Genomic DNA, 25,268 nt, shown 5'->3' on the forward strand with positions numbered 1-25,268 from the left:
CTTGCAGCTCACCAGGATTAAGGATTAGCTCGAACCCATGAAACTCACGAAACTCGAGCATGCGGCGCTGATCTTCGACAAAGGCGGGCGCAGACTGTTCGTTGATCCCGGTTCGTTCACGAGCCCGTTGACGGACACAGCCCGGGCTGCCGCCATCGTGATCACCCACGAACACCCTGACCACTGGACTCCGGAACAGTTGGACCGCATCATCGCGCTGAACCCCGATATCCCGATCTTCGCTCCGGCCGGCGTCGCCGCCGCCGCGGTCGGCTATCCCGTGACAGTCGTCGCAGCCGGCGATACCGTGGTGGCCGAGCCGTTCACCCTGCGTTTCTTCGGCGGCACCCACGCCGTCATCCACGAGACGATTCCGGTGATCGACAACCTCGGCGTGCTGGTCGACGAGGAGCTCTACTACGGCGGCGACTCGTTCATTCTTCCGGAGGGCGTGACCGTGCAGACCCTCGCCGTGCCTGCCGGCGCACCGTGGCTCAAGATCAGTGAGGTCATGGACTATGTGCTCGCACTCAAGCCACGCCGCACCTTCCCGACGCACGAAATGGGGCTCTCCCGGGGGGGCAAAGACCTCTCCAACGCCAGGATCAAATGGGCCACCGAGCAGAACGGCGGCGAGTTTTTGCCGCTCGAGCCGAACGAGTCCCTCGACCTGTAGTGGTTGACACTCGTTTCGGGGGGTGACTCTGTAGGAATCCCACAAGGTTGACGGGTCCAGCGCGTCATGTGTTGGCCTCAGCCCTGAACTTTTGCGTGCCTTCGATTCTGCACCTGCCCCACTGCTACGTTCGTGACACTTCGGCGCGCCACCGTGCCGCGCGGCCTTCGACCAGTGGCCGCCACGCCGAGGTCTGACCGCCCACCGCACACACACCACACGAGTTCCGGCATGCCCGCATGCCTGCTCGCGTCTTCCGAGGAGCCTCAATGATGAGATCTGACCGTGCCCTGTCCCGCCGAAGCACTCTCGGCATCCGTTCTACCGTGACCGGGCTCAGCCTGATGCTGGTCCTGCTGCTGACCTTCTTCTTCCTGACCACCGGGCGGCTGGCCGGCGGCGCCGAAGAACTCTCCACCGGAGCCGTCAAGGTGGAGGCAGGCTCCCTGAAAGTCGCCGGCGGCGCTGCGAAGCTGGCCGTGGGAGCCGAGACGCTATCGGAGGGCGCGGCCGCCGCGGCCGCCGGGGCCACCAACCTCCAGGCCGGGGCGACCCGGGCCAACACGGGCGCCGGCAGCCTGGCAACGGGTGCGGCGAGCGCCTCAGCCGGAGCGGGCACCCTCCTCGAGGGAGCACTCACGAGCGTCAGCGGCAGCACCAGACTGGTGCTCGGCGCTGAGTCTGCCGCGCGGGGAGCGGAGACACTGGCCGCCGGCGCCACCACCGCCGCCACCGGAGCAAATACTCTCGCTACGGGTGCCGGAGCGGCCGCGACCGGCGCGGCGACTCTCGCCGCCGGAGTCGCCACGGCCGGCACCGGTGCCACGAAGGTCGCTACGGGCGCGACAAAGGTAGCCGCGGGTGCGGCAACCCTGGCCACCGGTGCCGGCCAGCTCGCCCTCAAATCTACGACGGCTCGCGACGGCTCGGCCCTGCTCGCGGATGGAACGGCCTTCGCCGCCCAGGGTGCGGACCAAGCGAGGCGCGGGGCCGAGACCCTCGCGTTGGGGGCTTCCGGGCTCACCGCCGGAGCCAGCAACGTCGCTGCCGGAGCGACGAAGCTGGATGCAGCCCTCGCCACCCTCACCGGTCAGGTCGAGGCGGACACGATCTCCCAGGAAGCGCTCCTCGCTACCCTCAAGGGGCTGAGCTCCGCCGCCGGCGCCCTGCACACGGGCACCACAGGGGTCGAGTCCGGCGCAGTTGCCCTCAGGGACGGATCCACCGCCCTCCGGGACGGATTGACGCCGCTGAGCGCGGGCACCGCGCTGCTTCAGGCGAAGTCCGTAGAACTGCGCGACGGGCTCACAGCCCTCGCCGCCGGCGCAGCCAAGTTGTCCGGCGGAGCCGACACGGTGGCCGCGGGGACAGGCGCCGTCGCGTCGGGGGCCGCGGAACTCCAGGTCGGCACGCAGGCACTCACCGCTGGTTCCGCGCGGGTCGCGGCCGGCACCAGCGCCGTCTCCACCGGTGCGAGTTCCCTCCAGGCCGGCACTGGCCGGGTGGCGGCCGGCGCCTCGTCGTTGTCCACGGGAGCGACGACCCTGGCGACGGGCGCCGTGAGCCTCGCCGACGGCGCAACGCGCATCTCGGTCGGCGCCGGCTCCCTGGCCGACGGCACGCAGACCCTTGCTGCCGGCGCATCCACCCTGGTCACGGGTACCACCGCGCTCGAAACCGGATCCACTGCCCTCGCCGCCGGCACGGAGAAGGTGTCGGCCGGTTCCGGAACTCTTCTCAACGGCGCGAACACGCTCGCGGCAGGCACAGCCGAGCTGAGCGCCGGAAATGCCAAGGTGGCCGCGGGTTCAGGCAAGCTGGCCGATGGGGCCGAGACGGTGAGCTTCAATAGAGCGGCTCCCGGCATCATCATCCTGGTCGGGCTGCTCCTGGCGGGGGCGGCCGCCTGGCTGATCCGCCGCCTGAGAATGGCTCGTTGACCGACGACAAGCAGCTAGCGGGGCCCGGATCAGTTGATCCGGGCCCCGCCTTGCCCGTTTCGGTCCGATAGTGAGGCCGCGACTGTACTCTGTGCTTGCACACAGCCTGCCCGCATCTCCCCCAGAAGGATGCCGACTCCCATGGCAGTTCTTCGAAAACCTGCCCGGACTGCAGGTGGTGCAGTTCGCACTCAGCTCAATCGCCGTCATCATCGGAGTCGTCATGCTGATGGCCTTCCTCGCCGGGACCCTCCCGACCCGGGCCACGGCCAGACAGAACCCGGTCGCCGCCCTGCGCTACGAGTGACAGGTGACAGGCCGCTCACTGATGAACGTGCGCCCGGTCGGTGAGGTCCACGGCAGCGTGTCGCCTTGAAGGTGCGCGTGAGTCCACCGATTCTCCGACTTCAGCGCATGGTCGGCCGGACACAAATGCGCGAGGTTGTCGTACGCGGTGACCCCTTCAAATGTCAGTCGAGGCTGTGGTCGAGGTCGGAATTAGCTGCCGAGCGGCGGAATCCCGGCCACCGGCAGGTTTCTTCCTGCACCCGCACATACCGGCTGAGGTCTGTCGCACCGTGTACCGGGCGCGCCCGATCGAGAGGACGACCCCGGTCTCCGGGTGCGTCTGGACTCCGATCGGCTCGGCGCCCGCGCCACGATCTCGCGGGCGGTGTCGGGGGCGATCGGCCCATTTCCTCGTGGTGGCCGGGCTCCTCCGAGCGACCCAGGAGCATCGTCACCGACACCGACACCGATAACTGCCCGAGGTCGGATGTCCCGGCGGACGAGCCACCGCCGGGAGACGCCGCTAGGTGGTGATGAGGTCGCGCCAGTCGGCCAGCGGCAAACCGTGGGCCTCGGAGACGGAACGGTTCGTAACCCGACCGGCGGCGACGTTCAGGCCGAGGGCCAGTGCGTCGTCGCGCTCGAGCGCGGCCTTCACACCCAAGTTGGCGAGCGACAGGGCATACCTCAGCGTGACGTTCGTCAGCGCGTAAGTCGACGTGTTCGGCACGGCGCCGGGCATGTTCGCTACGCAGTAGAAGATCGAGTTATGCACGCGGTAGGTCGGGTCCTCATGCGTGGTCGCATGGGTGTCCTCGAAGCAGCCGCCCTGGTCAACGGCGATGTCCACCAGCACGGAGCCGCTCTTCATCCGCGCCACGAGTGCGTTGGTGACGAGTTTCGGGGCCTTGGCTCCCGGGATCAGAACGGAACCGATCACCAGGTCGGCGTCCGTCAGCGCGATCTCGATCTCGTAGGAGTTGGATGCGACGGTCTTCAGGCGACCCTGGTACTGCGCGTCGAGCTGGCGTAGGCGGTCGATGTTGATGTCGAGGATGGTGACGTCAGCTCCCAGGCCCATGGCCATGGCGGCCGCGTTGGTGCCCGCGACGCCGGCGCCCAGTACGACGACCTTCGCGGGGCGCACACCGGGCACACCGCCCAGCAGCACACCCTTGCCGCCGGCCGGGGCCATCAGGGACTGCGCGCCGACCTGCACGGCCAGCCGGCCGGCGACCTCGCTCATCGGTGCCAGCAGCGGCAGGGCACGGTTGGCGGTTTGCACGGTCTCATAGGCGATGGCGGTGACGCCGGCCTCGGCCAGGGCGCGGGTGAGGTCAGGCTCTGCGGCCAGGTGCAGGTAGGTGAAGAGAATCAGACCCGTGCGGAAGCGGTGGTACTCGGCGGCGACCGGCTCCTTGACTTTCAGCACCATGTCGGCGCGGGCCCAAACCTCGTCGGCGGACTCCACCAGCTCGGCACCGGCCAAGTGGTACTCGTCGTCGTTGATATGGGAGCCGAGGCCGGCGCCCTTCTCGATCAGAACGGTGTGGCCGGCGGCCAGAAACTCGTGAACGCCCGAGGCGGTGATTGCGACGCGGAATTCGTTGTTCTTGATTTCCTTGGGTACACCGATGATCATGGCCGACTCCGTTGCTTGTTGTGCTCAGTGGACGTATGACAGGGCCCCGACCCGAATTCGACTCCGAACCAGTGGCGGGGTCAAGACTAAATCCACGAATCCGGTCGGGGTCGAGCCGCGCGGACATACGCGAGCTCCCGCAGTCGGCGATGGCGGAGCGAAAGGGATGTTCCGGGCCGAAATACCGGCCCCATTCAGGTCTTTTACTGCCACCCCTTGCACCGACCTGGCACTCGACCGCGGGCTCCCGGAACGGAAAACCGATTTGTCACTCGACAAATGTCGAGTGAGAAACCGTCAAACGTCGCCTGATGTCCGTTTCGGGTCTGTTCCGGCCCCTAGCATTGAGCCAATGAAAACCGCGGAAGTCGAAGACCTGGTCGAACACTTAGCGGCCCGTCTCGACCGCGCGCTCTCGCTGGAGGACCTCGACGGCGGCCTGCTGGCCTACAGCCGCGACCAACCACTCGCCGACAGCGTGCGGGTCAATTTCCTGCTTAGCAAGAAGGTCCCTGCCGACGTCAGCGCCTGGCAACTGCAACACGGCATCAACACGGCGGTGCGCCCCGTGGTCGTTCCCGCCAACGCCGCATTGGGTATGCTCGGCCGGGTCTGCGTGCCACTCATGGTGCGGGGGTTCCGGGTGGGCTACCTGTGGGCGATGCAGGGGTCGCACGACGACTCGCCGGAGGAGATCCTCCGTGAGCTGCCGGCTGTACGCGGCAAGCTGGACCGGCTCGCCGAGACGCTGCTCGACACGAACACCGCCGAGTCCGAGCACCGCCGCCAGCGGGAAGCACGGTTCCTCGCCGCCTGCCACGCGGGGACATCCGCTATCGATGACATCGCGGGCTGGCCGCAGATCCACGCGACCGGACCCTGGCACCTCGCCACACTGATGCCCCGCCCCGACGAGCATCACGCCGGGGAGGGCACGCCCGACCCTGAGGCCGGCGTTCTGCTGCAGCGCATCTCGGCCCTGCACGCCACGGTCGGAATCGATGCGGCCCGGTTCAGCGCCGGCACCGAGACCCACGCGATCGTGCTGCTCCGGGATTCCCCGGGCAAGGTTGCCCACACCGAGATCCTGCACCGGTACCGGGCTGAACTCGCCCGGCGCGGCGGCACCCCCGAACGTCCCGATCTGATGGGGTTCAGCGAGGTCTTCACCGACCTCCGGCGGCTCCCGGATGCCTACGTCCAGTCACGCAAAGCGGTGCAGGCCGCCGCCGTCGACGCCAGGTTGGGCACCATCGCCGACTTCCGCCAGATCGGCGTCTACCAGTTCCTCGCGGCCAGCAGCCGCAACCTTTCCCCCGTCGAATCGGTCTACTTCGCCGAGCTGCGGGACTTCGACGTCAACCACGAACTGCTGCCCATGCTGGAGCTGCTCTACGACACCGACGGGTCGGTTCAGGATGTCGCGGCGGTCCTGCACCTGCACCGCAGCAGCATCTACAACCGGCTGGCGAAGATCCGCACGCTGATCGGAGCCGACCCGCTGGGTGGCCAGGTTCGGCTGGAACTGCACCTGGCCATGAAGGCCGACCGCTGGTCGCGCCGGCCCCGGATCTAGCCCCAGGGCCAGCTCCGCTCCAGCGCTAGCTCCGCAAGAGCGCGGCCTTTTCGGCGCGGGCCTCGGACTTCCATTCTTCGATCCTGGCCTGCTGAAGGGGCGCCCTGCGGTTGACGTGCCAGGCGGCGCCGAGCGACAGGAACCAGAGCGGGGCTACGACCAGGGCGAGGCGGGTGTCCTCCGCCTGGCCCAGTGCCCAGAGCATGAAGGCGAAGAAGACCAGCACGACCCAGGGCATGAACCGGGCCCCGGGCATCCGGTATGCGGACGCCGCGTGCAGTTGCGGACGGCGGCGGAGGAAGGCGAGGTAGCTGACCATGATGATCGACCAGACGAACATCGTCAGCACCGATGCGACCGAGGTGACGAGCGTGAACGCCCCCATGAAGGAATCCCCGGTGTAGAGCAGAACCAGCCCGGCAAGCAGGAAGATGCAGGAGAAGAGCAGGGCATTCTGCGGCACCTTGCGGCGACTCAGGGTGCCGAACGCCTTCGGGGCATTGCCGTCCTGCGCGAGGCCGTAAACCATCCGAGAGGTGGAGTAGATTCCGGAGTTGGCGCTCGACGCGGCGGAGGTGAGCACGACCAGATTGACGACGATGGCCGCAACCCCGAGCCCCGCGAGGGCGAACATGCCGATGAATGGGCTGCTGCCAGGGTCGATAGTGCGCCACGGGTTGACTGACATGATGACGACCAGGGCACCCACGTAAAAGAGCAGCAGTCGCAGCGGAATGGTGTTGATGGCCCGAGGCAGGTTTGTCTCGGGATCCTTGGTCTCCGCGGCCGCGGTTCCGACGAGTTCGATGCCGGCGAAGGCGAAGATGGCGATCTGGAAGCCGAGCACGAATCCGGCCACGCCGTGCGGGAACATGCCGCCGTCGTTCCACATGTTCTCGAAACCGGCCACGGCGCCCGAGGGCGAGGTGAAGCGGGTGGCGATCATCACGAGGCCGGTGCCGATCAGAGCCAGGATGGCGATGACCTTGACCAGGGCGAACCAGAACTCTGCCTCACCGAACGCCTTGACGCTCGGCAGGTTGAGCACGATCAGCACGACCGGTGTGAGGAGGGCCGGGATCCACAGCGGCGTGCCCGGTGCCAGCACGTCGACGTAGCCGGAGATGGCCACGATGTCGGCCACGCCGGTGACCACCCAGAACGCCCAATACGACCAGCCGGTGAAGAAACTCGCCCAGGGGCCGAGCAGGTCGCCAGCGAAGTCGCTGAACGACTTGTAGTTGAGGTTGGACAGCAGGATCTCGCCCATGGCCCGCATCACGAAAAAGAGCATGAAGCCGATGATCATGTAGACGAAGATCACGGCCGGCCCGGCAAGGGAGATGGTTTTTCCGGCGCCCATGAACAGGCCGGTTCCGATAGTGCCGCCGATGGCGAGCATCTGGATGTGCCGCCGGCTGAGAGATCGGGCGAGGTTCGGCTCCGCGTGGGAATCTCGGGTCACGGAACCAGTGCTCGTGGTTCCGGTCTTTGCGGTGGTGCGTTCAGGCATGGGTCCACTTCCTCAAAACGGCACAGACGCAGCCACCCAGAGGACGACCGTGTCAACCGCGCTGGGGACGTCACGGTTGTGAGGCCCGATCAGCGCGGTTCTGAATTGCAACGGTAGTGCCTCGAACGGGGGCCCCGAACCAGAACGACCCCCGCGGTTGGCCTCCGCCCCGCTCCCCCGACCGCGGCGCATGCGTGCCGGCCAGCCGGGATCGACAGCTGTCGAGCATCCGTGTCGGAAAGATCGTCGGCTGTTCGGGAACCCTGGATCGATAGAAGACCAGTCCAGACCAGGACAGTTCAGGACAGGATGTCCTTGGTGGAGAACCGGCCGTAGGCGAGGGCGCCGAACACGGCCAGGTAGCCCAGTTGCAGCAGCGCGTTGTCGCCGAACGAGCCAAGGTCCATCGGCTGACGCAGCAGGTCGGCGAAGCCCAGCCAGTAGTGGCTGAAGAGCCACGGATGCAGCCACGCCAGTTGCGGGAGCACACCAAGGATCTGCGCGACCACCGACACCACCACCGTGGCGGCCATGGCCCCCACGGGGACGTCGGTGAGGGTGGAGATGAACATCCCGATCGCCGCGAAGCCGAGCAGGGAGACCGTCACGTAGAGCGAGATCAGTGCGGAGCGCAGCAGGGATTCCGGAACGCTGATCACGTCGCCCGACAGCAGGGTCACCGGTCCCACCGGGAACAGGGCGGCGCCGATCAGGGTTCCGGTTACTGCCAGGGTCAGCGTCGCGGCCAGGCAGAACACGGCCACGCCGGCGTACTTGACGAGCAGCAGGCGCACCCGGCCGGCCGGTGCCACCAGCAGGTAGCGCAGGGTGCCGAGGCCGGCCTCCCCCGCGATCGTGTCACCGGCGACGACGCCGATGGTGAGCGGGAGGAACAGCGGAATGGCCACGATCATGGCGGTGAACGCCACGAAGAGGCCGTTCTGGGTGACGCGGTCGAGGAAAGGCGGCCCCTCGCCCGGGGCCAGGGTTTCCGAGGACAGCCGGACGGCGACGGCGAGCAGGATCGGGATCAATGCGACGGCGACGAGCATGGCCCAGGTGCGGCGGCGACGGAACAGCACCGTCAACTCGGAGCCGAGCAGGGCCAGTCCGCCGGATCGGTGCCTGCTCGGGCTCGGGCTCGTGTCCGTGTTCGTGTTCGTGTTCGTGTTCGTGTTCGTAACGGGCACGCTATTGGAGGACATCGAAACCTTCTCCGGTCAGTGCCACGAAGCGTTCTTCCAGGCTGGATTCCTCGATCAGGAAACCGCGCACGCGAACACCGCCGGCCACGAGGGCCGCGATGATGGTCTCCGGCTGGCCGGTCAGGCCGGTCAACAGGTCTCGGGGCAGCGGAGCCGCGACCCACGGGTCCTGTTCGGGCACGTCGCTCTGCACCGGGGTGAGGCCGAGTCGGGTCAGCACGGCGGATGCCGCGGCGGCATCCGGTGTGCGCACGCGCACCCGCGTCTGGCCGACGTGACGCAGGTCGGCCAGCGTGCCCTGGGCCACGAGGTTGCCGCCGCTCATCACCGCGGCGTGGGTGCACATCTGCTCCACCTCGGCGAGCAGGTGGCTCGAGACGAAAACCGTGGTGCCCTCGGCCGCAAGCGACCGCACCAGGCTGCGCACCTCGCGGGTGCCCTGCGGGTCGAGCCCGTTGGTGGGCTCGTCGAGCACGAGCAGTTCCCTCGGCTGCAACAGCGCGTTGGCGATGCCGAGTCGCTGCTTCATTCCGAGCGAGTAGGCAGCCACCTTTTTGCCGGCGGCGTGAGTGAGTCCCACCCGCGCCACGGCCTGCTCGACCCGCGCGGCGCGCGTGCGGGACGGGGCGTTGCGGTCGGCCGTGTCGAGCCGGCGTAGGTTGGCGGCCCCGGAGAGGAACGGGTAGAACGCGGGCCCCTCCACGAGTGCCCCGACGCGGGGAAGCACGTCGTGAAGACTGTCGGGCATGCTCTGGCCCAGAACACGAATCTGGCCGCCGCTGGCCTGGGTCAGGCCGAGCAGCATGCGAATGCTGGTGGTCTTGCCAGAGCCGTTGGGGCCGAGAAACCCGAAGACCGACCCGCGCGGAACGGCCAGGTTTATTTCGTTCACGGCGATCTGCCCGCCGAAGCGCTTGGTGAGACCCCGGCTCTCGATCGCAAGATCGGGAGCCGGGGTGACGGATGTCACTGTGTCGTGATCATTAGGCGTCGGCGGCGGCCTGGAGCAGCTCCACCGGAACGGATCCGGCGAAGACACGACCGTCGTCAGCCAGGAACACGTTGACGAGAGCGGTGGAGAAAAGCTGCCCACCGTCGACCGCAGTCGCAAGTTCCGACAGCATCGGGTTGGCACTGAGTTCGGATGGAACGGATGCCGCGGGCACCTCCACGATGGCGTCCCAGCCGGTTCCCGTCACGACGGGAAGGTTCTCGGCCGGGATCTCGGGCTTGGGCTGATCGGCAGGCATCTCGGGCATGACCGGCAGGGCGACCTCTTCAACGGTGGCGCCGGCCGGTGGGGTGAAGTCGAACAGGTCGGCAGACGGTGTGCTGAAGTCGACGTCGGTGAAGCCGACCTGGAAGGCCGGGTCGTCCTGACCGTCGGCACGCACGGTGACCTGCAACGGCACGCCCGTCTCGGAGTCGACGGAGATGGACACCGATTCGACGAGGGTCTGGGTGGCCTTGGGAGTGAGCACCAGCTCGTAGGCGGTGCGTCCGGCCACCGTGCCGTCGGTGCCGACCGAGACGGTGGTGCTCGGGTCGATCTCGCTGAGGAAGCGGTCGGCGACCTGCGAGGGCGTCGAGAGGTCGGCGGGGGCGGTGGCTGCCATCTCGGCGATCTTCGCCTGAGCGGCGGCCCGGGCTTCGGCGGGGATGGCCAGGTGGCTGGCGGTGTTCGTCTCGGAGTCGTAGGTCCAGACTTCCGTGCCGTTACTCACCACGTTGCGCTCGGCCATACGGTCTTGGATCTGCACGCGGGCCTTCGCGGGGCCGTCGGCATCGCTGCCGTCGACGTAGACCCTGGCCGTGTGGGCTCCGCTGAAGAGTTCCATGACGGATGCGAGAACGCCTGTTGCCGCAGCCCCGGTCTCAGCCGTGCCCTCCGGCGCGGACTCGGACGTCGACTCCTCCATGGACCCGGACATGCCGGCGCCGAGGTCGATGTCGGGCAGGCCCAACTCAGCGGTCTTCTCGACGGTTCCGGAGAAGGCGTTCACGGTGCTGTCGCTAACCATCAGGAGGACCTGCTCGGGCGTCTTGTCGGGCAAGTCGACGGCCGCACCGGCCTGCAGCGGCACAGCGAGCACGCCGGCGACGATGACGACGGGAACGACGATGGCGGGGAACCACTTGACTGAATTGCGTGACATGATCAACGACCTGTTCCGAAACGATTCATACTATGATGCTACGCCGAGGCTCTGACAGTGGGCTTGGAATCCCGCTGGGAGGTTGCCCACAAACAGCGGCGCGGAGCCGGGCACGCCTAGCCGAAGAGTTCGCCCAGCCAGTTGTCCTTCTTCTTGGGCCGATACCCGTCACGATTGTCGTAGCCACGGTCCCGGTCGTCGTGGCTCCGATCACGGTCGCCGTATTGCGGCGCGCGGGTGCGCGGGTCCGGGTATTGCTGCACCGGTGTGGCGGCAACCGGCTGGACCGGTGCAGCCTGAGCGAATTCCTTTTCGGCCCGGTCGAGGATCTTGTCCAGCTCGCCTCGGTCGAGCCACACGCCGCGGCAATCGGGGCAGTAGTCGATTTCCACGCCACTGCGTTCAGTCATGACGAGGGTGGTTGAGTCGTTGGGGCACTTCATGGGATCCTCCGGGACGTCGTGGGGTTCCGATCCTAGACAGCCAGACCGAGCTGATCCTGAGAGCCGCCGGGGACAGCGGTCGCCCCGGTGGGCAGTGGGGCGATTCCGGTTGGATCGGCGGCGCCATCCGCAACGAACGAATCGCGGGCAACGGTTGGCCGGGCACGGATGACTCCGCTCCCTAGTCTGCTGAGGCGTGTGGTGTCGCCCAATCCATGGAGTGCCGTACCTGGGTGGCAGTGAGGCGTGTGGTGCCGCCGCAGTTGGTGCATTCGTTGGCGTAAGACTTCGCCAGAGGGAACAGAGGAACAAAGAACAGCGTGAATTTCGTGGACTTTTTCAGCACTTGCTGCTGTGCGAGAACCCCGCAGTATCCGCACACGAACGAGACAACGTTTATCACCGCACGATGGGCACGGGTGCCGAAGAGAAGGAACACGATCTACTTCCCCAGCGTCGCAGTGTGGTCGGGCATATTGGGAATGCTCTGGGCAGCTTCCGCCTTTTTCGACTTCGACACTGTGGTCGTTCCTGGCACCTGGGGGACCTTCCCGGCGCCGCCCTCAGCAAGGAATGCCAGCCGCCGCAGAGTCTCCACGTTGCGCATCCGGATCGCCGAGTCGCGAAGGAATAGGGGCACGAACCGGCCGGGGCCGGCGGTGGCGTCCTCGGTGATGCGCACGATGCATCCGTTGCCTCGCGCTCTAACGTCGAGGGCCACATGGGCCTCGCCGACCGGCCAGCCACGCGCCCTGAAGAGCGCATGCCGGGGTGGGTCCCACTCCAAAGCAGACGTGGAATCGTCGATCAGGGCCGGCCAGACACCCACCGAGTGATGGATGCCGCTTCCTGCTTCCGGCCACGTCGCATCGACAGCCCGCATGCGGGAGGCTCCGACCACCCAGCTCGGGTAGAGCCAGCCATCGGCCAAAACCGCGAAGACGTTCTCGGGCGGGCAGTTCATGGTGTGGTGGTTAACGGCCACAGTGTCACCTATTCTGGTCGGTCGTCATCTGGTCGGTCGATTTCTGGTCTGTCGGGGAAAGATCGGGCGCGGTGTGCACCCCGAGGTCGTGGCGAAGAGCACTCAGCGCCGCGTGCCAGCCGGCCAGACCATGCACGCCCGGGCCCGGCGGTGTAGACGACGAGCATAGATACACCCCTCGCAAGGGAGTGCGCCAGGGGTCCGGGGACAGGACCGGCCGCCGGAGGAGTTGGGTCAGACTCACCTCGCCGGCCGAGATGTCCCCGCCGATGTAGTTGGGATTGAGCTGTTCCATATTCGTGGCGGTGCGACCCGTGCTGGCCAGGATCGTGTCGCGGAATCCCGGGGCGTACCGCTCGATCTGGCGCACGATCGCGTCGGTCTGGTCGATGGTGGAACCGCGTGGAACATGGGTGTACGCCCAGAGGGTGTGCTGACCGGCCGGAGCGCGACTAGGGTCGATGCCGCTGGGCTGGGACACGAGAACATAGGGCTCCTCGGCATGACCTCCGCGTGCGACGGCGTTCTCGGCCCGCCGCATCTGCGCCCGGGTGCCACCCACGTGCACGGTGCCCGCCGCCCGCAACTCGGTGGCCTGCCAGGGCACCGGATCCGAGATGGCGAAGTCGACCTTGGCGACGCCGTTGCCGTAGCGGAAGGCGCGAAGCTTTCTCGCGTAGGCATCGGGCAGCTCGCCCTCGGCGAGCCGCAGCAGCGCCCGAGGCGTCAGGTCCAGCATCACCACCCGGGCCGGTGGCAGGTCGTTCAGCCGCCGAACCTCGGTCGACGTGACGATCTCGCCACCGTGAGCGAGCAGATCGTCGACCAGCGCGGCCACGATCGCGCCGCTGCCGCCCACCGGGATCGGCCAACCGCCGGCGTGGGCATACGTGGCAAGAGTGAGACCGGCACCGGACGTGGCGATGCTGGGCAGGGCCCTGATCGTGTGCGCACCGACGCCGGTGAGCAGGGCGGGCGCGATCTCACCGGAGAAACGCAGGTCCCAGAGCGGACTGCCTTGTTCGAGTGCGCGCAAGCCGAAGCGCAAAGCGGTGGCCGGGTGCTGTGGCAGCCGCAGAAGCTGCGCACCGGTGAACTCGGCCACCTGCTCAGCATGAGACACGAGGGGCGCGAACAACCGGTTCCAGGCCGGTCCGTCTCGGCCCAGCTCGGCGACGGTCCGCGTCAGGCTGCGATAGGCGAGGCCCGCGGTGCCGCCCGGCAACGGGTGGCCGTAGGAGACCTCCGGAACGACCAATTCGATCCGATCCGCGAGCCCGAACCGTTGAAAGAACTGGGAAGCCAAGGCAAGCGGGTGCACGGCGGAGCAGACGTCGTGGTGGAAGCCCGGCAGGGTTAGTTCCGCTGTGGCGGCGCCGCCACCAACGCCGGCGGACTTTTCGTAGACGCGCACGGAGAGCCCGGCTCTGGCCAGGGTCACCGCCGCGGCCAGGCCATTCGGCCCGGAGCCGACCACGATCGCGTCGACGTCCGTCACTTTTCGCTGCCCAGTCACCATCTCATCCCCCACTCGTTCTCGGAAGAGTTTCCCCGTCGGCCCTGACATCGTTCACAGGAACCAGGTCGCCGGCGGCCGCCCCACGCCCCACGTCGATGACGACGCCACGCCTGCTTCCGACGCAAAGCCGCGGAGCCGCGCCGCCGAGCCGGAGGCATGCGGATGGGTGCCGACACTCGGGCACACTGGGCCCACTCGCGTCCTTCTGAATCGAACCCGTCGTCGCCCACTATCGTCAACTAGTATTGACGAATGCAGGCGGAGCGATTGAAGACACTGGTCGGAGCGATGGACGGCAAGGGACCAGCTGAGGCACTGCAAATCATTGCCGAGCTCCATCGAGAGGTGGGGCGCAGTGAGGCAGGCCTCGTTCGCAGTGCCCGTCAGGCCGGGCTGTCTTGGGAAGCCATTGCCCAGTGCCTCGGCGTCACCAAGCAGGCTGTCCACAAAAAGTACGGCAAACGGTAGCACGCAGTCAGAGAGCCACGCCAGCACCGAGGATCACACCGCCTCGTCGAAATGCATGGACGGTTCAGGACCCGACTGTTCAGCGATGACTTCTATGCGTTTTCGCCTCAGCCTGCTGCACCATCACTTCGCAGCGAGACTGCGGTGCCACCGAATCAACATTTGCGTCAACCAACGTTGACTTTTGGCGAATGGATCACCTATGGTCAGACTATAGGCATCGTCAACAAAGGTTGACGAACAACGAGAACGTGCGGAAAGAGAGCCTTCGTGACGATTGGGTGGAGTGGGGATGCTGAACTTGTTCGCGCTGTGGGCCGCGTCTTCCGTTCGACCGGAGCAGCAGCAGTGGCAGTGATCACCCCTCAGGGCGGATTGACCGCAACGGTGGGTGCGGACCACCATGCCACCTTCGAGATCGGCTCGATCTCGAAGGCACTCACGGGCATGTTGTATCGGGACGCGACCGAGCGCAGTCTCGTCTCGCAGACGACGGACCTTTGCGACTTGCTTTCGCTCGAGGGCCGTGGAGAGGTCGGCTCAGTGCGCCTGAGTTCCCTGGCCATTCACCGTTCCGGCCTTCCGGGCTTACCTCCCGGGATGCATCCACTTCGCCGCACCGTCGACTTCTGGTCCCGAGGGCACAACCCTTACGGTGATTCGCTCGCTGATCTCCTCGAACAGACTCGCAACGTGCGAGTTGGCTCCCCCCGACCCAGGTACTCGAACCTCGGTTTTCAGTTGCTCGGGCACGCCGTGGCGCAAGCCGCCGGGACTACCTATGAACGACTCCTGCAGTCTGTCCTGGGCGAGGGATTCTCGACGCCCATTCGACCTGAGGACCTTGGGCCGATGGCTCTGACGGGGTTCAGCCGATTCGGACGCCCACTGCCCGCTTGGGTAGGTGAGGGGCTCGCGCCTGCAGGAGGTGTCCGCGCGACGATAGGCACGATGCGCGGCTTCCTCAGCTCGATCCTCGACGGATCAACTCGGGGTCTATCCGCGCTCGAGCCGGTCTCACAATTCTCGTCCAGGGTCGGTATCGGTGCAGGGTGGATCACCCTTGAGTTCCAGGGCCGCGCAATCACCTGGCACAACGGCAGTACCGGGGGGTTCAGCAGCTGGATCGGCCTCGACCGAGATGCGGGCGTCGGAGTTGTTGTGCTCGCGGCAGTCCATGGATCTGTCGACAGGCAGGGATTTCGCCTCCTAACGGAGTTCGCCCGATCCCGGGGCCGAACAACCGCCACCGGCTGACGATTGGCGTGCAGCATGATCGAGAGAGCAGCCAAAGACCTCCCCGGCACGGTATCCTCGACGCTGCTCCCGTCTGACAAGACGCTGCTCTGCTCGAGCACCACCCCCGAGTCCCCACAGCCACAGCATTGGCTGTGCCTTTCTGCTCCCTGCGGCGACCCTGTGTGATCGCTCCTTCGATTCTCTCAGTGGACGCCATCTCCACTGACGAGTAGTGAACTCATCCTGGGCCGTCGGATGCGTGGCAAAGAATCCGACCACAGACTCGCGTGACTGAGCGGCCAAGATGCAGCCGGCCGAGGAATACCTGCGTTCTCGGCACGTTCCGGATTGCGCTGCGCGACACCGTGTCACGCGGCGCGCGTCGGGTCACTCTCGCAGGTAGAGCTCGAGCGCCGGCGTGCGCATCATCGCCAAGGCTCGCTTCTCAATCTGGCGAATTCTTTCTCGGGTCACACCTTCCCGGACGGCGATTTGATCGAGGGTGCGAGGTTGATCACCGTTCAACCCGAACCGGGACTCCAGGATCATGCGCTCACGTGTGGGCAGCGCATCAAGGTGAAAAGTGATGTCAGAGCGGCGCAGGGCAAGCGCCGCATATTCCTCTGGCTGGGGCAGGTCGTCGTCCATGATCAGCTCCGAGATGTCGGCTAAGCCCTCCCCGAGCGGGGTCTGATAAGAGATGGGCTCGACGTCCCAATCGAGAAATGCCCGCACGTCGGCCATCGGTGCACGGCAGGCCTCGGCAAGCTCCGCCAGGGTGGGCTCGCGGTGCAGGGAGCCGGTCAGGTCGCTGCGGATGCGTTTGATCTTGTTGAGCTTCTCCACTGCGTGCAACGGGATCCGGATGGTTCGAGCAGCACCAACCATGCCGCGGTGGATGGACTGCCGGATCCACCAGACTCCATAGGTAGAGAATTTGAACCCGGTTGTGTAGTCAAATTTTTCCACGGCACGCAGCAGGCCGAGGTTACCGTCCTGGATGAGGTCCATGATCGGAATCCGGCGGCCGGAGTAGTGCTTGGCGACGCTGACCACCAGGCGCAAGTTGGCCTCAATAAACCGTGTTTTCGACCGGTCACCGTCCCGAACCAGCCAGATGAGGTCCCGGGTCAGAGCCGGATCGGCGACACCCCGGGCGAGACGAGCGGCCGCGATCAGGCCCACCTCCATCCGCCGACCCAGGTTAATCTCATCCGCCGCGGTGAGAAGATCCACCCGTCCGATTTTTCGCAGGTAGAAACCGAACGTGTCCGTTGCGCCCCGAGCAACTCGTGCCAGCGAGGGACGAGGCACGGATACGGGTGGGGCTGCGGTCCAGGCAGGTTGAGCCGATTCGGAGTCAGACACCTCCACGGCCACGGCGTCTTCGTCCGGCGCACTCACCGGGTGACCGACCTACTCGTGATGCTGACCACAGCACTCGCCGTCGACAGCACATACGGACTCGCCAGCGGCCGCGTCACAGCCGTCCCATGCAAACGTCATCGATCTGCTGGACGAACCCCAGCAAAACCAGGGCATGATTTGGCGTTCGTCTGCGACGCTGGATCAGCCAGGACATCGGAGAAACCTCGGTGCCGCTCACTCCGCAACGGGGGCTGAGGGAATCGTCGCTACCAAACATGGAAACCTAACCAAACATTTATGAGAAGACGTTACACACTCGAAGCGGCCTCCTCTAGAGGCAAAATCGCGTTGAGTTGGGCCGAAAGTCGTACCCCTGGCAGCATGCGCATAATTCCGATCCTTAGCCCTGCAGCTTGCCTAGAATTTGGTCGTTTGAATTCACCATTCGCTCGCAGCCAGCGAAATGAGTCCGTTGCAGGCCTCCCTGTCCGGCGCGTGTGCGGGCGATGGCAGCCTGCGATGCGGAGTGAGTAATCCGCCAGACGTTGACGGGGTCGGATACACCCCACCTACTCAACCCCCACCACGAGAAACGCAGATCACCTGTCGCTATATGACGAGGGTGTGGTCGACGAGGCCTTGGGCGACCTGGGACAGCAACAGGTGATTGCTGCGAGCGTGATTCCTGAGCATCGCGAATGCCTCCTCAAGGGAGATTCCGCGGGAATAGGAAATCACGCCTTTGGCTTGCTCAATGACCACTCGTGAGTTCAACGCGGTCAGCAAGTGCTCCCGTACCGAATTGCTCTCCCTCAGGGTGCGTTCCTGCAAAATCCCGATCGTAGCGACATCGGCCAAGGCCTGAGCCGCGCGAACATCCTGTGGACGCAGGGCGCCGGGCACAGTTGACAACAAATTGAGGGCACCAATGGTTGTCTCACGCAGCCGTAACGGAATCGCATGTACCGCCGCGAAACCCTGCTCCCGTGCGCTATTTTGAAACCGCCGCCACTCGGGCGGGCTATCCTCTATGTTGGGCAGGGATACGACCATCCCGGCGGAGAAACACTCCACACACGGGCCCGCCCGAGCGCTCAGCTGCATCACCTCGACAAGCCAGCTTGCTTCACTGGTCGAGGCGACGACCTCGAGCTCGCCATCCGCGTCCGCCAAGAGAATGCCTGCTGCCGCAATGTCCAAAATTCTGGCACAACTTTCCACCAGTGTTTGTAGGAGCTCCACTACGTCGTAATCGGCAATCAGGGTGTCGGCGAGGGTCGCAAACGCATCGATCAGGCGGTCTTCTCTCGTCCCATCAATCATGAGGCGCGTCGATCTGATTGTCGTTTACCGCAAGACTTCCTCGCCGGTCGATGATCTCCTCCGCGATCTCCTGCACAGATCGAACTCCGGCGACTCGGGAGGGTGCCATCACCAGAAGATATGCGAATACCGCACGAAGGTCCTCGGCAATGACCGCCGGCGAAAACGCAGGCCACACCCGGCGCTGCCGATCACGGATGTTCGGCTCAAGAACCGGAGCGCCGGTCTCCAGAGCCTCCCTCCATGGGCACTCACCACGATCAATCTGGAGCGCCTCCAGCCGAAACGACCGGGCATCGCTCGCACACATCAATTCACCAGGCAGAGGGCCACCGAATGAGTTCTGGACGTCAGCCACGCTTCACAGCCGAGATGTGAGTTCCAGCGAGTCCGTCTTCCAGATCATGACCAAGGGCTGACGCAATCCTGAGCAGCCGCACCTCCGGCAGCTCCTGATCCGCGCGGGACATCTTCCTCTGAGCTTCGCCGATGCGCGCTCGAAAGTCGCCGTGGAGGCTCTCCATCAGCGTTTCGCCCGTCCCGGTAGGCTCCAGGAATAGGCTGCGCCGGTCCTCCGGGTTGGCCGCCCTGCGGGCAATGACCCGAGCAACCAACCGGTCAGAGATAGCAGTCACCGCACCGGTCGTGAGATCCATGGAACCGGCCAACATCTTCGGTTTCACCCGGCCCGCTCCCGAAATCCGAAATCCGATCCGAATTTCCGAGCCCGTGAAGCTCGACCTCGCCGCCATCCCGGCACGCGCCTCGTCCATCGCTCGAAGGAACACGACCACGGCAGCAGCAACGCCCTCGAGGACGTGAACTGAGCCGCTTCCCTTGGCCATGATTTCTCCCGACATCAACGTCAAGTACCCAGCTGGATTCGCGGCGCTGCCGTCATCACAACCGACTGCCACCACCGACCACTGCCGAATAGATCCACGTTTGAGTAGTTCGATGTACAAACTATCAAATGTAGATTACGCGCCGCCGCCACTTTTCCGCGTCAACTTCCGAAATCTGATGAACCACAACGTAGGAGCCTTCATGGCGCGCTGACAGAAAATGACCCATGTATCAACCCATACCGGTGTCAGCGGACACGACTCCTCACCGTGAAGGCCTTCAGCTGCGAGGATTTTTGAGACCGGACACCGTCTCGAAATACGGTGATTCCCAGGCAGATGCGTCACATCCGCCACGGTGGGAGCCACCTGCGGAACCGAGGTGAGGCAGCAGAGAATATCGGTGAGGGCCACAGTCACGACTCCGTCGCCAGAACGCCTCCGGGTCAACGTCTCTGTCATGGCCCTCCCACAGGGCCGCGTCGAGGAGGGCGCCGCAGACGGGAACGAGGCGGTTCACGAGGTTTTCGTAGGGGGCGTCGGAGCCGGCACCGCCGATCGCGAGCGATTCCGCCTGGGCCCTCTTCGGTTGGGCCTGTGGCTCACCCGGTCCCCACTCGTTGCTGGCTGCCTGCCCCCATACGGCGTTCTTAAACGAGGTCACACGCTCGCTGAGGCCGAATCCTCGTCGCCGAAAGACGTGCCGCGCACCGAGGCTTTCACGGTGGCGAACTTGGCGCTCGTGGCGTGCGGACCACGTCGAACGACATAGGGACCCACTGCGGCAGGCACGATAACAGTCTCCGCGTAGTGCACGACAAAGGGCGAGAACACGCCAGAGGGGCTGACGATCTCAACTTCATCGCCCTCGACGAGGTTCAGAACGTTCACCGTGCCTCGCGTGTCGTGCCTCGCTTCGGTGGCGAACCAGTGCCTCCGCACCTCGATGAACTCGAGTTCGTGCAGGCCAGTTCGTTCCTCTCTCAGGTCCGCGACTTCGGAGAGGACTTCGACTTGACCGACAAGGTTGTCCGATACCCACTCGGTGTTGCGGTCCCATTGGATGTTGCGTTCGCCGTGCTCGATATTGATCGGTCGAGGGATTCCGTCCGTACCGACGCGGCCCCAGTCCCACAGCTTGAAGGTGAAGATGAACGGAGTTGCCGATATTTCGAGCACCATCGAGTTGGCGCCCGAGCAGTGGACGGTTCCCGCGGGGATGAGGAAATGGTCATGCTTCTTGACGGGGAACGTGTTGATGTACTCCTCGGCAGGGAAAGGATGCTGGCCGTCGGTGGCCTCGTGCAGTGCTGCCACCATTTGGTGTGGATCGACACCCGTTTTGACACCCAGGTATACAACTGCGTCGTCATCACAGTCCAGGATGTAGTAGCTCTCGTCCTGGGTGTAGTTCATCCCGAATGTGTCCTGAATATAGTCAGTCAAGGGGTGTACCTGGAGCGATAATTCGCCGCCGCCCATGGTGTCAAGGAAGTCGAAACGAATGGGAAATTCGGCTCCGAATCGGGCGAAAGTCTTTTCGCCGAGCAGCTCCCGCGGCTGGGCGAGGACGAGGTCGATCGCTGGAATCTCCATCCGTTTCCCGTCGTTGGCTTGCAGCAAAAGCGAGTTCTCTTCCGGGACACAGTCAAAACCCCATGCATAGTTTTCCTGCGTCGGATCGAGCTCGAGCCGGTCCTTCATCCACTGCCCGCCCCAGACGCCGGGATCGAAGAAGGGGACAACTCGGAATGGTCCCTGCGTCGCCAGCTTCATCGCCCCGCGGAAGGCGTCTCCTGTGACCACGTTGACCGTAGTGGTAGAGGTGGTGTCGAGGAGGAAGTCGATCTGATCGAAAATGGTTCGTTTGTGACGATCGGCGACGCGCCACTCGACAAAGAAGCCGCGCTTGTACTTCCGTAGGATGTCCTCGTCGAAGTTTGTGCATCGCCAGTTCGGGGCCCCCGCGCGGAGGCGTCGCTGGATCTCCCAGCGCGGCATGTCGGCGAGCACGACGACCGCGTCGCTGGTGCGGACCTGGGCGGCACCCCACCCGATGACCACCGTCGGCGCCTGCCTGAGCATGAGCTGACGGCCGAGATCAGCGATGCGTTCGGGGTTGAAGAACTCATCGATGGTGGCGTGGCTCATGAGTCCGAAGACACGGTCGTCGGTGAGATTCCGGGCAATCATCGCGTCGATACCGGCGATCGGCAGCGCCGCCGACTGCTCCATGTCGACCACGTCGTAGTCCGGAAGATTGGCGGTAATCTCTCCGGTCAACGCCGACAGATCCACCCCGGGATAGCAGTCAATGATGACGAGTGGCGGCTCGATTCCCGCGCGTAGCGCCGCCATGCGGTCAATCTCCGCCCACGCAGTGATTCCGGTCCACATCTCGCTCCCCGCCGGCAGCGAGATGCTCGGCAGCTTGTCGTAGCCGTTCCGCCCGGGTGCCGGGATTTTGTTCGCCATGTCCTACCCATCTTTGGTATCGTTACCAAACCCTACCACGATCTTCCCGAGAGAGCACGTTTCAAGAGCGAACTACGATGAGCCGCGTCGGCATCTCGATCTCACGAGTGGCGGCAATGGCGCCGCCCGGCGCCATCCGGGCAAAGAGCAAGGTTGCACTTTCGCGCCCGAGTTGGCGGGCATCGTGGTCGATGATCGTGATCGGAACAGGCATCAGCTCGGCGAGTTCGAAGTCGTCGAAGCTCACGATCGCCGGACCCGTCGCGATCCCCCCTCGCTCCTGAACCCTCGCCCCGATCGCCTTGAGTGCGCCGATGGTGTTCCGGTTGTTTGCGCAGAAGACCGCAGTCGGAGGGTCCTCCAGATCAAGGAGCGCGGTCATGGAGATCTGTGCCGCTTCGACGTCCTGCTGGCCTCGCTTGACCAGTGCGGGGTCCAGCGGCACGCCATAGTCCTCAAGCGCTCGACAGAAACCCGCATACCGGCGATGACCCGTGGAGACCGAAGCCGCGTTGCCCAAGTATGCGATCCGCCGGTGGCCCGCCTTGAGTAATGCGGACGTCCCTGCGTGAGCACCCCCGGTGTCGTCCACAAGGACGGTATCGGCGTCCACTCCCTCGAGCGCGCGCGAGGCGAGAACGAGCGGGGTCCCCCCCAGGGCCTGAACCTGGAGGTGCTCCGAATCGCCACCTGCGGGAACAAGCACGAGTCCCTCGACCTGGCGACCCAAGAAGTCTGCGACGAGTTGCCGTTCCCGTTCGGTGTTTTCCCCCGTGCTGCCGATGATGATGCGCACCCCGTGCTGCGCAGCGACTTCTTCCACACCCAGCGCGAAACTTGCATAGTACGGGTTGGCGAGATTTGTGATCGCAACGCCCACCAGACCGCTGCCCTTATTCACCCGCATTCGACGTGCGTTGTCGTTGCGGTGGTATCCGAGCGCTTGGACTGCCTCCAACACCAGCGCCTGGATCTCGGGGCGCACGTTCTGGCCGCCCGCGATCGTCCGCGACACTGTCATGGGGCTTACCCCTGCGAGCTTGGCGACGTCCTTGACGGTGGCGGGGCGATGCACCGTCGGGCGGCTGCTGGTCGGCGACGGCTTGCCGTCGCCCGCGCGGTCACCGTGAGCGTTTAAATTGGCCACGGATCGATCCTACGGGCGGAGGCGCCCACGAGGGATCCGACCGGCCGAACTGACGGTTCATGTCGACCGCGAACGTGAGACGCGCGATTTAAGGGACAAAGCCCGCCCAAGACCTCAGGTCTGGTTGCGGCACCCACATCATTCGATCTGGATCCTTGAGGTACTGGCTGTAGACAGGAACTCCTGATTCCAGACCGAGGTCGGGGTAGTCACGCGCTGGATGGATGTCCAGGTCTCGGCTGATCGGGTAGGCGGGATTGCGTAACCAGTCGATCTGGGTTCCGCTACCGAGCCGGGCGAACCACGCGAGCCCACCATGCGCCCGAACACCGGTGTAGTCAAACCCAAAGTCGCGCACGCACCACGCTCCGAACGTCAGCGGCTGGGTCCGGTCGGCGCTGATTGTCGCATGGGCCCACCCGGGCGGGACCACAACAAGCTGTCCAGGTCCTGCTTCCACCGCGAAGCACCGACCTGGATCGTCCGAATCAGACTCCTGCATAAGAATTACGGCCCGGCCCGACCAGATCTCGTACAGTTCCCCGGTGCTTGAACCGCACGACTTGGACACGGCGTGCACGTGCCCCTGGGACCGGACTGGTTCGACACCAAGGCTCCCTGCGGCGTATGTCACCGCGCCATAGAGCAAGTTGCGCCGGACGAGGTCGTCTTTGGCCTCGTCGGTCCCGACATCCATGGCGATCGCATAGACGGGGTCTGGCCCATCGCACGCCGGATCGAGAAGGCTGGGCCGAATGGCGTCGAGGTGGCGCAACTCGAGGGTCGGGCCGAAAACGCCCGATCCGTAGGTAAATCCCATCGGATGCTCGGATGCCTGAATATCGAACCCTGGATAGAAGGTCATATGAAGCAACTCACTTTCATCGTTGAGTCATCCGGTGTAGTGGAAGGTCGCGACGATGACCGGATCTCGGCCTCCGCTATTGCCGCGAGTCCGAGGACGGCGGCGTCTGCACCACACTCACTGGCACGAAGCTTGACCTTGCCCCACGGAGTCCAGGCATAGTGCGTGAGGTATTCGGACAACGGGGTGAACAAGGCATCGCCGGCCGCGGCGATTCCGCCCCCGACAATGAGGATCTCCGGGTCGTACGCGTGCACGAGGGAGACCGCCAACGCTGACCACACTTCCAGGGCTCGGTCTCGAAGATCACGGCATAGCGGATCGGTGTCAGCATCCTGGAAGACGTGCGAGTAGTCGATGGCGTCCACGGTTGCCAGCGTGCTCGTCGCAAACCGACGATCACTCCGGGCGAGACCCGGCAGCACTGACGTTGACGCCTCTGCCTCCGCGCAACCACGATTGCCGCATGTGCACTGGTGCCCACCAGCGACGACTGTCAGGTGTCCGGCGATCGCCGCCTGGCCGTGGCTGCCGTGGAGCAAGCGGCCGTCGACGACGGCCGAGACCCCGATACCGGTTCCGAGAGTCATCATGACCACCCCGTCAGCCCCGGCACCGGCTCCGCAGCGCCATTCGCCGGCCAGGGCCGCGACAGCGTCGTTCTCAATTATCAGCGGTGCTCCCCAGCCGGCCGCTGCCCAGGCTGGGAAGTCGATTTCGGTTGCGTCCGACCACTTGGCGTTGATGGCCGTTAGTCGACGGGACCGCCGATCGACTATGCCTGGCATCGCCATGCCCACGGAGTGAACGGTACGTCCCGCAGCAAGCGTGTCGACCAATTCGCCCAGCGCTGCAAGCTTCGGCCCCAGACCGGCCGCGGAGTCGGATGCGAGTTCAGACCGCGCGGTCACTCGACCGTTCTCGACTACTCCCGCTTTGATCCGGGTGCCACCGAGGTCGATGGCCACGCACAGCCCGGTCACGCCGGTACCAGTCGCGGAATGCCATCGACTCGCAACGCACGGGCGGAGAACCCGGATTCAGCGATGCTGTCATAGTCGTGCCCGGCGTCACTGGGCCAGCACGCACCAAACGAGAACACATCGTCACCCGTGTTGACCGTGCGATGCGCGGTATAGGGCGGTATCAAGTGCGTGGATCCGGGTGTCATTTCTTCCGCCCAGCAGTTGCGGGCGGTGTCCATCAGCACAAGTAATCCCGTGCCACCGAATGTGAAATAGGCTTCCATTCGATCGGCCTTGGCATGGAAATGGCCCTTCGTCATGAAGTACTCGGCACCCACCGTGCCCGGCTCGATAAACGTCGTACCCCAGAACACCCCACCTTCAGTGCCCTCAGGAACAGGGAATACGCAGGCGGTGCGGTACACCAGGCGATCCGGGCGCAGCTGGGAAAACGCGCCTTCATCAGCGAAGACCCCACCAAGATCGCTAACCCGCCGCTCAACTCCCTGCACCTCCGTACCCGTCACCACGCCTGTCTTCCAGTCCGTCACGAACTGCGGAGCACTGATCTCCATCGGTACGTTCATCTTCATTTCCTCTCACTCACTTTGACAACCATCGACGCGTCGA

General features: G+C 65.1%; 24 protein-coding genes. 6 read left to right on the plus strand and 18 right to left on the minus strand.

The window, feature by feature from the left end; all coding sequences use genetic code 11:
- The first annotated feature begins 37 nt into the window (after window positions 1–37).
- From E3O65_RS04225 to E3O65_RS04235, 3 genes are all read left to right on the plus strand, one after another.
- The gene (locus E3O65_RS04225) at window positions 38–676 is read left to right on the plus strand and encodes an MBL fold metallo-hydrolase (RefSeq protein ID WP_134362481.1); all 639 of its coding nucleotides are present in this window, start codon (window positions 38–40) and stop codon (window positions 674–676) included.
- 269 nt (window positions 677–945) lie between these two features.
- Window positions 946–2,616, plus strand: a complete 1,671-nt coding sequence (locus E3O65_RS04230; RefSeq protein WP_134362482.1) for a YhgE/Pip domain-containing protein — start codon at window positions 946–948, stop codon at window positions 2,614–2,616.
- 91 nt (window positions 2,617–2,707) lie between these two features.
- Window positions 2,708–2,923 (plus strand): hypothetical protein, encoded by a 216-nt coding sequence (locus E3O65_RS04235; protein ID WP_134362483.1) that lies wholly within the window; start codon window positions 2,708–2,710, stop codon window positions 2,921–2,923.
- A 504-nt stretch (window positions 2,924–3,427) separates the two neighbouring features.
- Here E3O65_RS04235 and ald read toward each other — a convergent pair.
- Window positions 3,428–4,546: an alanine dehydrogenase gene (ald, locus tag E3O65_RS04240; protein WP_134362484.1), complete on the minus strand. Its 1,119-nt coding sequence runs from the start codon at window positions 4,544–4,546 to the stop codon at window positions 3,428–3,430.
- Between the two features lie 352 nt (window positions 4,547–4,898).
- Between ald and E3O65_RS04245 the strand changes: the two genes are divergently transcribed.
- The gene (locus E3O65_RS04245; protein WP_134362485.1) at window positions 4,899–6,122 is read left to right on the plus strand and encodes a PucR family transcriptional regulator; all 1,224 of its coding nucleotides are present in this window, start codon (window positions 4,899–4,901) and stop codon (window positions 6,120–6,122) included.
- 25 nt (window positions 6,123–6,147) lie between these two features.
- Here the strand turns inward: E3O65_RS04245 and E3O65_RS04250 are convergent, their stop codons facing one another.
- The 8 genes from E3O65_RS04250 to E3O65_RS04285 all read right to left on the minus strand — a co-directional run bounded on the left by E3O65_RS04250 (window position 6,148) and on the right by E3O65_RS04285 (window position 13,943).
- Entirely contained in the window at window positions 6,148–7,635 is a 1,488-nt protein-coding gene (locus E3O65_RS04250) for an amino acid permease (RefSeq protein WP_134362486.1), read from the minus strand.
- Between the two features lie 299 nt (window positions 7,636–7,934).
- Window positions 7,935–8,840, minus strand: a complete 906-nt coding sequence (locus E3O65_RS04255) for an ABC transporter permease (protein ID WP_134362487.1) — start codon at window positions 8,838–8,840, stop codon at window positions 7,935–7,937.
- On the minus strand, window positions 8,827–9,810 hold the full coding sequence (locus E3O65_RS04260) for an ABC transporter ATP-binding protein (protein WP_134362488.1): 984 nt from the start codon (window positions 9,808–9,810) through the stop codon (window positions 8,827–8,829). Before E3O65_RS04260 ends, E3O65_RS04255 begins: the two co-directional genes overlap by 14 nt.
- A 13-nt stretch (window positions 9,811–9,823) precedes the next feature.
- Window positions 9,824–10,996, minus strand: a complete 1,173-nt coding sequence (locus E3O65_RS04265; RefSeq protein ID WP_134362489.1) for a LolA family protein — start codon at window positions 10,994–10,996, stop codon at window positions 9,824–9,826.
- Between the two features lie 116 nt (window positions 10,997–11,112).
- Entirely contained in the window at window positions 11,113–11,439 is a 327-nt protein-coding gene (locus E3O65_RS04270) for a TFIIB-type zinc ribbon-containing protein (protein WP_134362490.1), read from the minus strand.
- Window positions 11,440–11,620: 181 nt separating this feature from the next.
- On the minus strand, window positions 11,621–11,878 hold the full coding sequence (locus E3O65_RS04275; RefSeq protein WP_134362491.1) for a zinc-ribbon domain-containing protein: 258 nt from the start codon (window positions 11,876–11,878) through the stop codon (window positions 11,621–11,623).
- Window positions 11,879–11,881: 3 nt separating this feature from the next.
- The gene (locus E3O65_RS04280) at window positions 11,882–12,424 is read right to left on the minus strand and encodes an SRPBCC family protein (RefSeq protein WP_241985677.1); all 543 of its coding nucleotides are present in this window, start codon (window positions 12,422–12,424) and stop codon (window positions 11,882–11,884) included.
- A 4-nt stretch (window positions 12,425–12,428) separates the two neighbouring features.
- Window positions 12,429–13,943 carry a phytoene desaturase family protein gene (locus tag E3O65_RS04285; RefSeq protein ID WP_422386400.1) on the minus strand — a complete coding sequence of 505 codons (1,515 nt, stop codon included), beginning with the start codon at window positions 13,941–13,943 and terminating at the stop codon, window positions 12,429–12,431.
- A 252-nt stretch (window positions 13,944–14,195) separates the two neighbouring features.
- Between E3O65_RS04285 and E3O65_RS04290 the strand changes: the two genes are divergently transcribed.
- Window positions 14,196–14,411, plus strand: coding sequence for an AsnC family protein (locus tag E3O65_RS04290; RefSeq protein WP_134362492.1), 216 nt, complete (start codon window positions 14,196–14,198; stop codon window positions 14,409–14,411).
- 387 nt (window positions 14,412–14,798) lie between these two features.
- Window positions 14,799–15,668, plus strand: coding sequence for a serine hydrolase domain-containing protein (locus E3O65_RS04295; protein WP_277870414.1), 870 nt, complete (start codon window positions 14,799–14,801; stop codon window positions 15,666–15,668).
- 369 nt (window positions 15,669–16,037) lie between these two features.
- Here E3O65_RS04295 and E3O65_RS04300 read toward each other — a convergent pair whose 3' ends face one another.
- From E3O65_RS04300 to E3O65_RS04340, 9 genes are all read right to left on the minus strand, one after another.
- Window positions 16,038–17,054 carry a sigma-70 family RNA polymerase sigma factor gene (locus tag E3O65_RS04300; RefSeq protein WP_338419165.1) on the minus strand — a complete coding sequence of 339 codons (1,017 nt, stop codon included), beginning with the start codon at window positions 17,052–17,054 and terminating at the stop codon, window positions 16,038–16,040.
- Between the two features lie 573 nt (window positions 17,055–17,627).
- Window positions 17,628–18,341: a GAF and ANTAR domain-containing protein gene (locus E3O65_RS04305; RefSeq protein ID WP_134362493.1), complete on the minus strand. Its 714-nt coding sequence runs from the start codon at window positions 18,339–18,341 to the stop codon at window positions 17,628–17,630.
- Entirely contained in the window at window positions 18,334–18,699 is a 366-nt protein-coding gene (locus E3O65_RS04310; RefSeq protein WP_134362494.1) for a hypothetical protein, read from the minus strand. Before E3O65_RS04310 ends, E3O65_RS04305 begins: the two co-directional genes overlap by 8 nt.
- A complete protein-coding gene (locus E3O65_RS04315; RefSeq protein ID WP_134362495.1) occupies window positions 18,692–19,306 on the minus strand; it encodes a MarR family winged helix-turn-helix transcriptional regulator in 615 nt (204 codons plus the stop codon). Before E3O65_RS04315 ends, E3O65_RS04310 begins: the two co-directional genes overlap by 8 nt.
- 540 nt (window positions 19,307–19,846) lie before the next feature.
- Entirely contained in the window at window positions 19,847–21,661 is a 1,815-nt protein-coding gene (locus E3O65_RS04320; protein ID WP_134362496.1) for a class I mannose-6-phosphate isomerase, read from the minus strand.
- Window positions 21,662–21,722: 61 nt separating this feature from the next.
- Entirely contained in the window at window positions 21,723–22,808 is a 1,086-nt protein-coding gene (locus E3O65_RS04325; RefSeq protein WP_241985675.1) for a LacI family DNA-binding transcriptional regulator, read from the minus strand.
- A gap of 88 nt (window positions 22,809–22,896) precedes the next feature.
- Window positions 22,897–23,673, minus strand: coding sequence for a glucose-6-phosphate isomerase family protein (locus E3O65_RS04330; protein ID WP_134362497.1), 777 nt, complete (start codon window positions 23,671–23,673; stop codon window positions 22,897–22,899).
- Window positions 23,670–24,656: an ROK family protein gene (locus E3O65_RS04335; protein WP_166785647.1), complete on the minus strand. Its 987-nt coding sequence runs from the start codon at window positions 24,654–24,656 to the stop codon at window positions 23,670–23,672. The genes E3O65_RS04330 and E3O65_RS04335 overlap by 4 nt, the downstream gene beginning before the upstream one ends.
- The gene (locus tag E3O65_RS04340) at window positions 24,653–25,225 is read right to left on the minus strand and encodes a glucose-6-phosphate isomerase family protein (protein WP_198411663.1); all 573 of its coding nucleotides are present in this window, start codon (window positions 25,223–25,225) and stop codon (window positions 24,653–24,655) included. Before E3O65_RS04340 ends, E3O65_RS04335 begins: the two co-directional genes overlap by 4 nt.
- Window positions 25,226–25,268 lie beyond the last annotated feature (43 nt).

Source organism: Cryobacterium breve (assembly GCF_004402375.1).
Lineage (GTDB): Bacteria > Actinomycetota > Actinomycetes > Actinomycetales > Microbacteriaceae > Cryobacterium > Cryobacterium breve.

Bases quoted from the DNA above. Each gene is read 5' to 3' on its own strand.
- E3O65_RS04265 (WP_134362489.1), bottom strand. From the start codon at position 10,996: ATGTCACGCAATTCAGTCAAGTGGTTCCCCGCCATCGTCGTTCCCGTC.
- E3O65_RS04330 (WP_134362497.1), bottom strand. From the start codon at position 23,673: ATGACCTTCTATCCAGGGTTCGATATTCAGGCATCCGAGCATCCGATG.
- E3O65_RS04320 (WP_134362496.1), bottom strand. From the start codon at position 21,661: ATGGCGAACAAAATCCCGGCACCCGGGCGGAACGGCTACGACAAGCTG.
- E3O65_RS04290 (WP_134362492.1), top strand. From the start codon at position 14,196: ATGCAGGCGGAGCGATTGAAGACACTGGTCGGAGCGATGGACGGCAAG.
- E3O65_RS04225 (WP_134362481.1), top strand. From the start codon at position 38: ATGAAACTCACGAAACTCGAGCATGCGGCGCTGATCTTCGACAAAGGC.
- ald (WP_134362484.1), bottom strand. From the start codon at position 4,546: ATGATCATCGGTGTACCCAAGGAAATCAAGAACAACGAATTCCGCGTC.
- E3O65_RS04230 (WP_134362482.1), top strand. From the start codon at position 946: ATGATGAGATCTGACCGTGCCCTGTCCCGCCGAAGCACTCTCGGCATC.
- E3O65_RS04255 (WP_134362487.1), bottom strand. From the start codon at position 8,840: ATGTCCTCCAATAGCGTGCCCGTTACGAACACGAACACGAACACGAAC.
- E3O65_RS04340 (WP_198411663.1), bottom strand. From the start codon at position 25,225: ATGAACGTACCGATGGAGATCAGTGCTCCGCAGTTCGTGACGGACTGG.
- E3O65_RS04250 (WP_134362486.1), bottom strand. From the start codon at position 7,635: ATGCCTGAACGCACCACCGCAAAGACCGGAACCACGAGCACTGGTTCC.
- E3O65_RS04305 (WP_134362493.1), bottom strand. From the start codon at position 18,341: ATGATTGATGGGACGAGAGAAGACCGCCTGATCGATGCGTTTGCGACC.
- E3O65_RS04245 (WP_134362485.1), top strand. From the start codon at position 4,899: ATGAAAACCGCGGAAGTCGAAGACCTGGTCGAACACTTAGCGGCCCGT.
- E3O65_RS04285 (WP_422386400.1), bottom strand. From the start codon at position 13,943: ATGGTGACTGGGCAGCGAAAAGTGACGGACGTCGACGCGATCGTGGTC.
- E3O65_RS04270 (WP_134362490.1), bottom strand. From the start codon at position 11,439: ATGAAGTGCCCCAACGACTCAACCACCCTCGTCATGACTGAACGCAGT.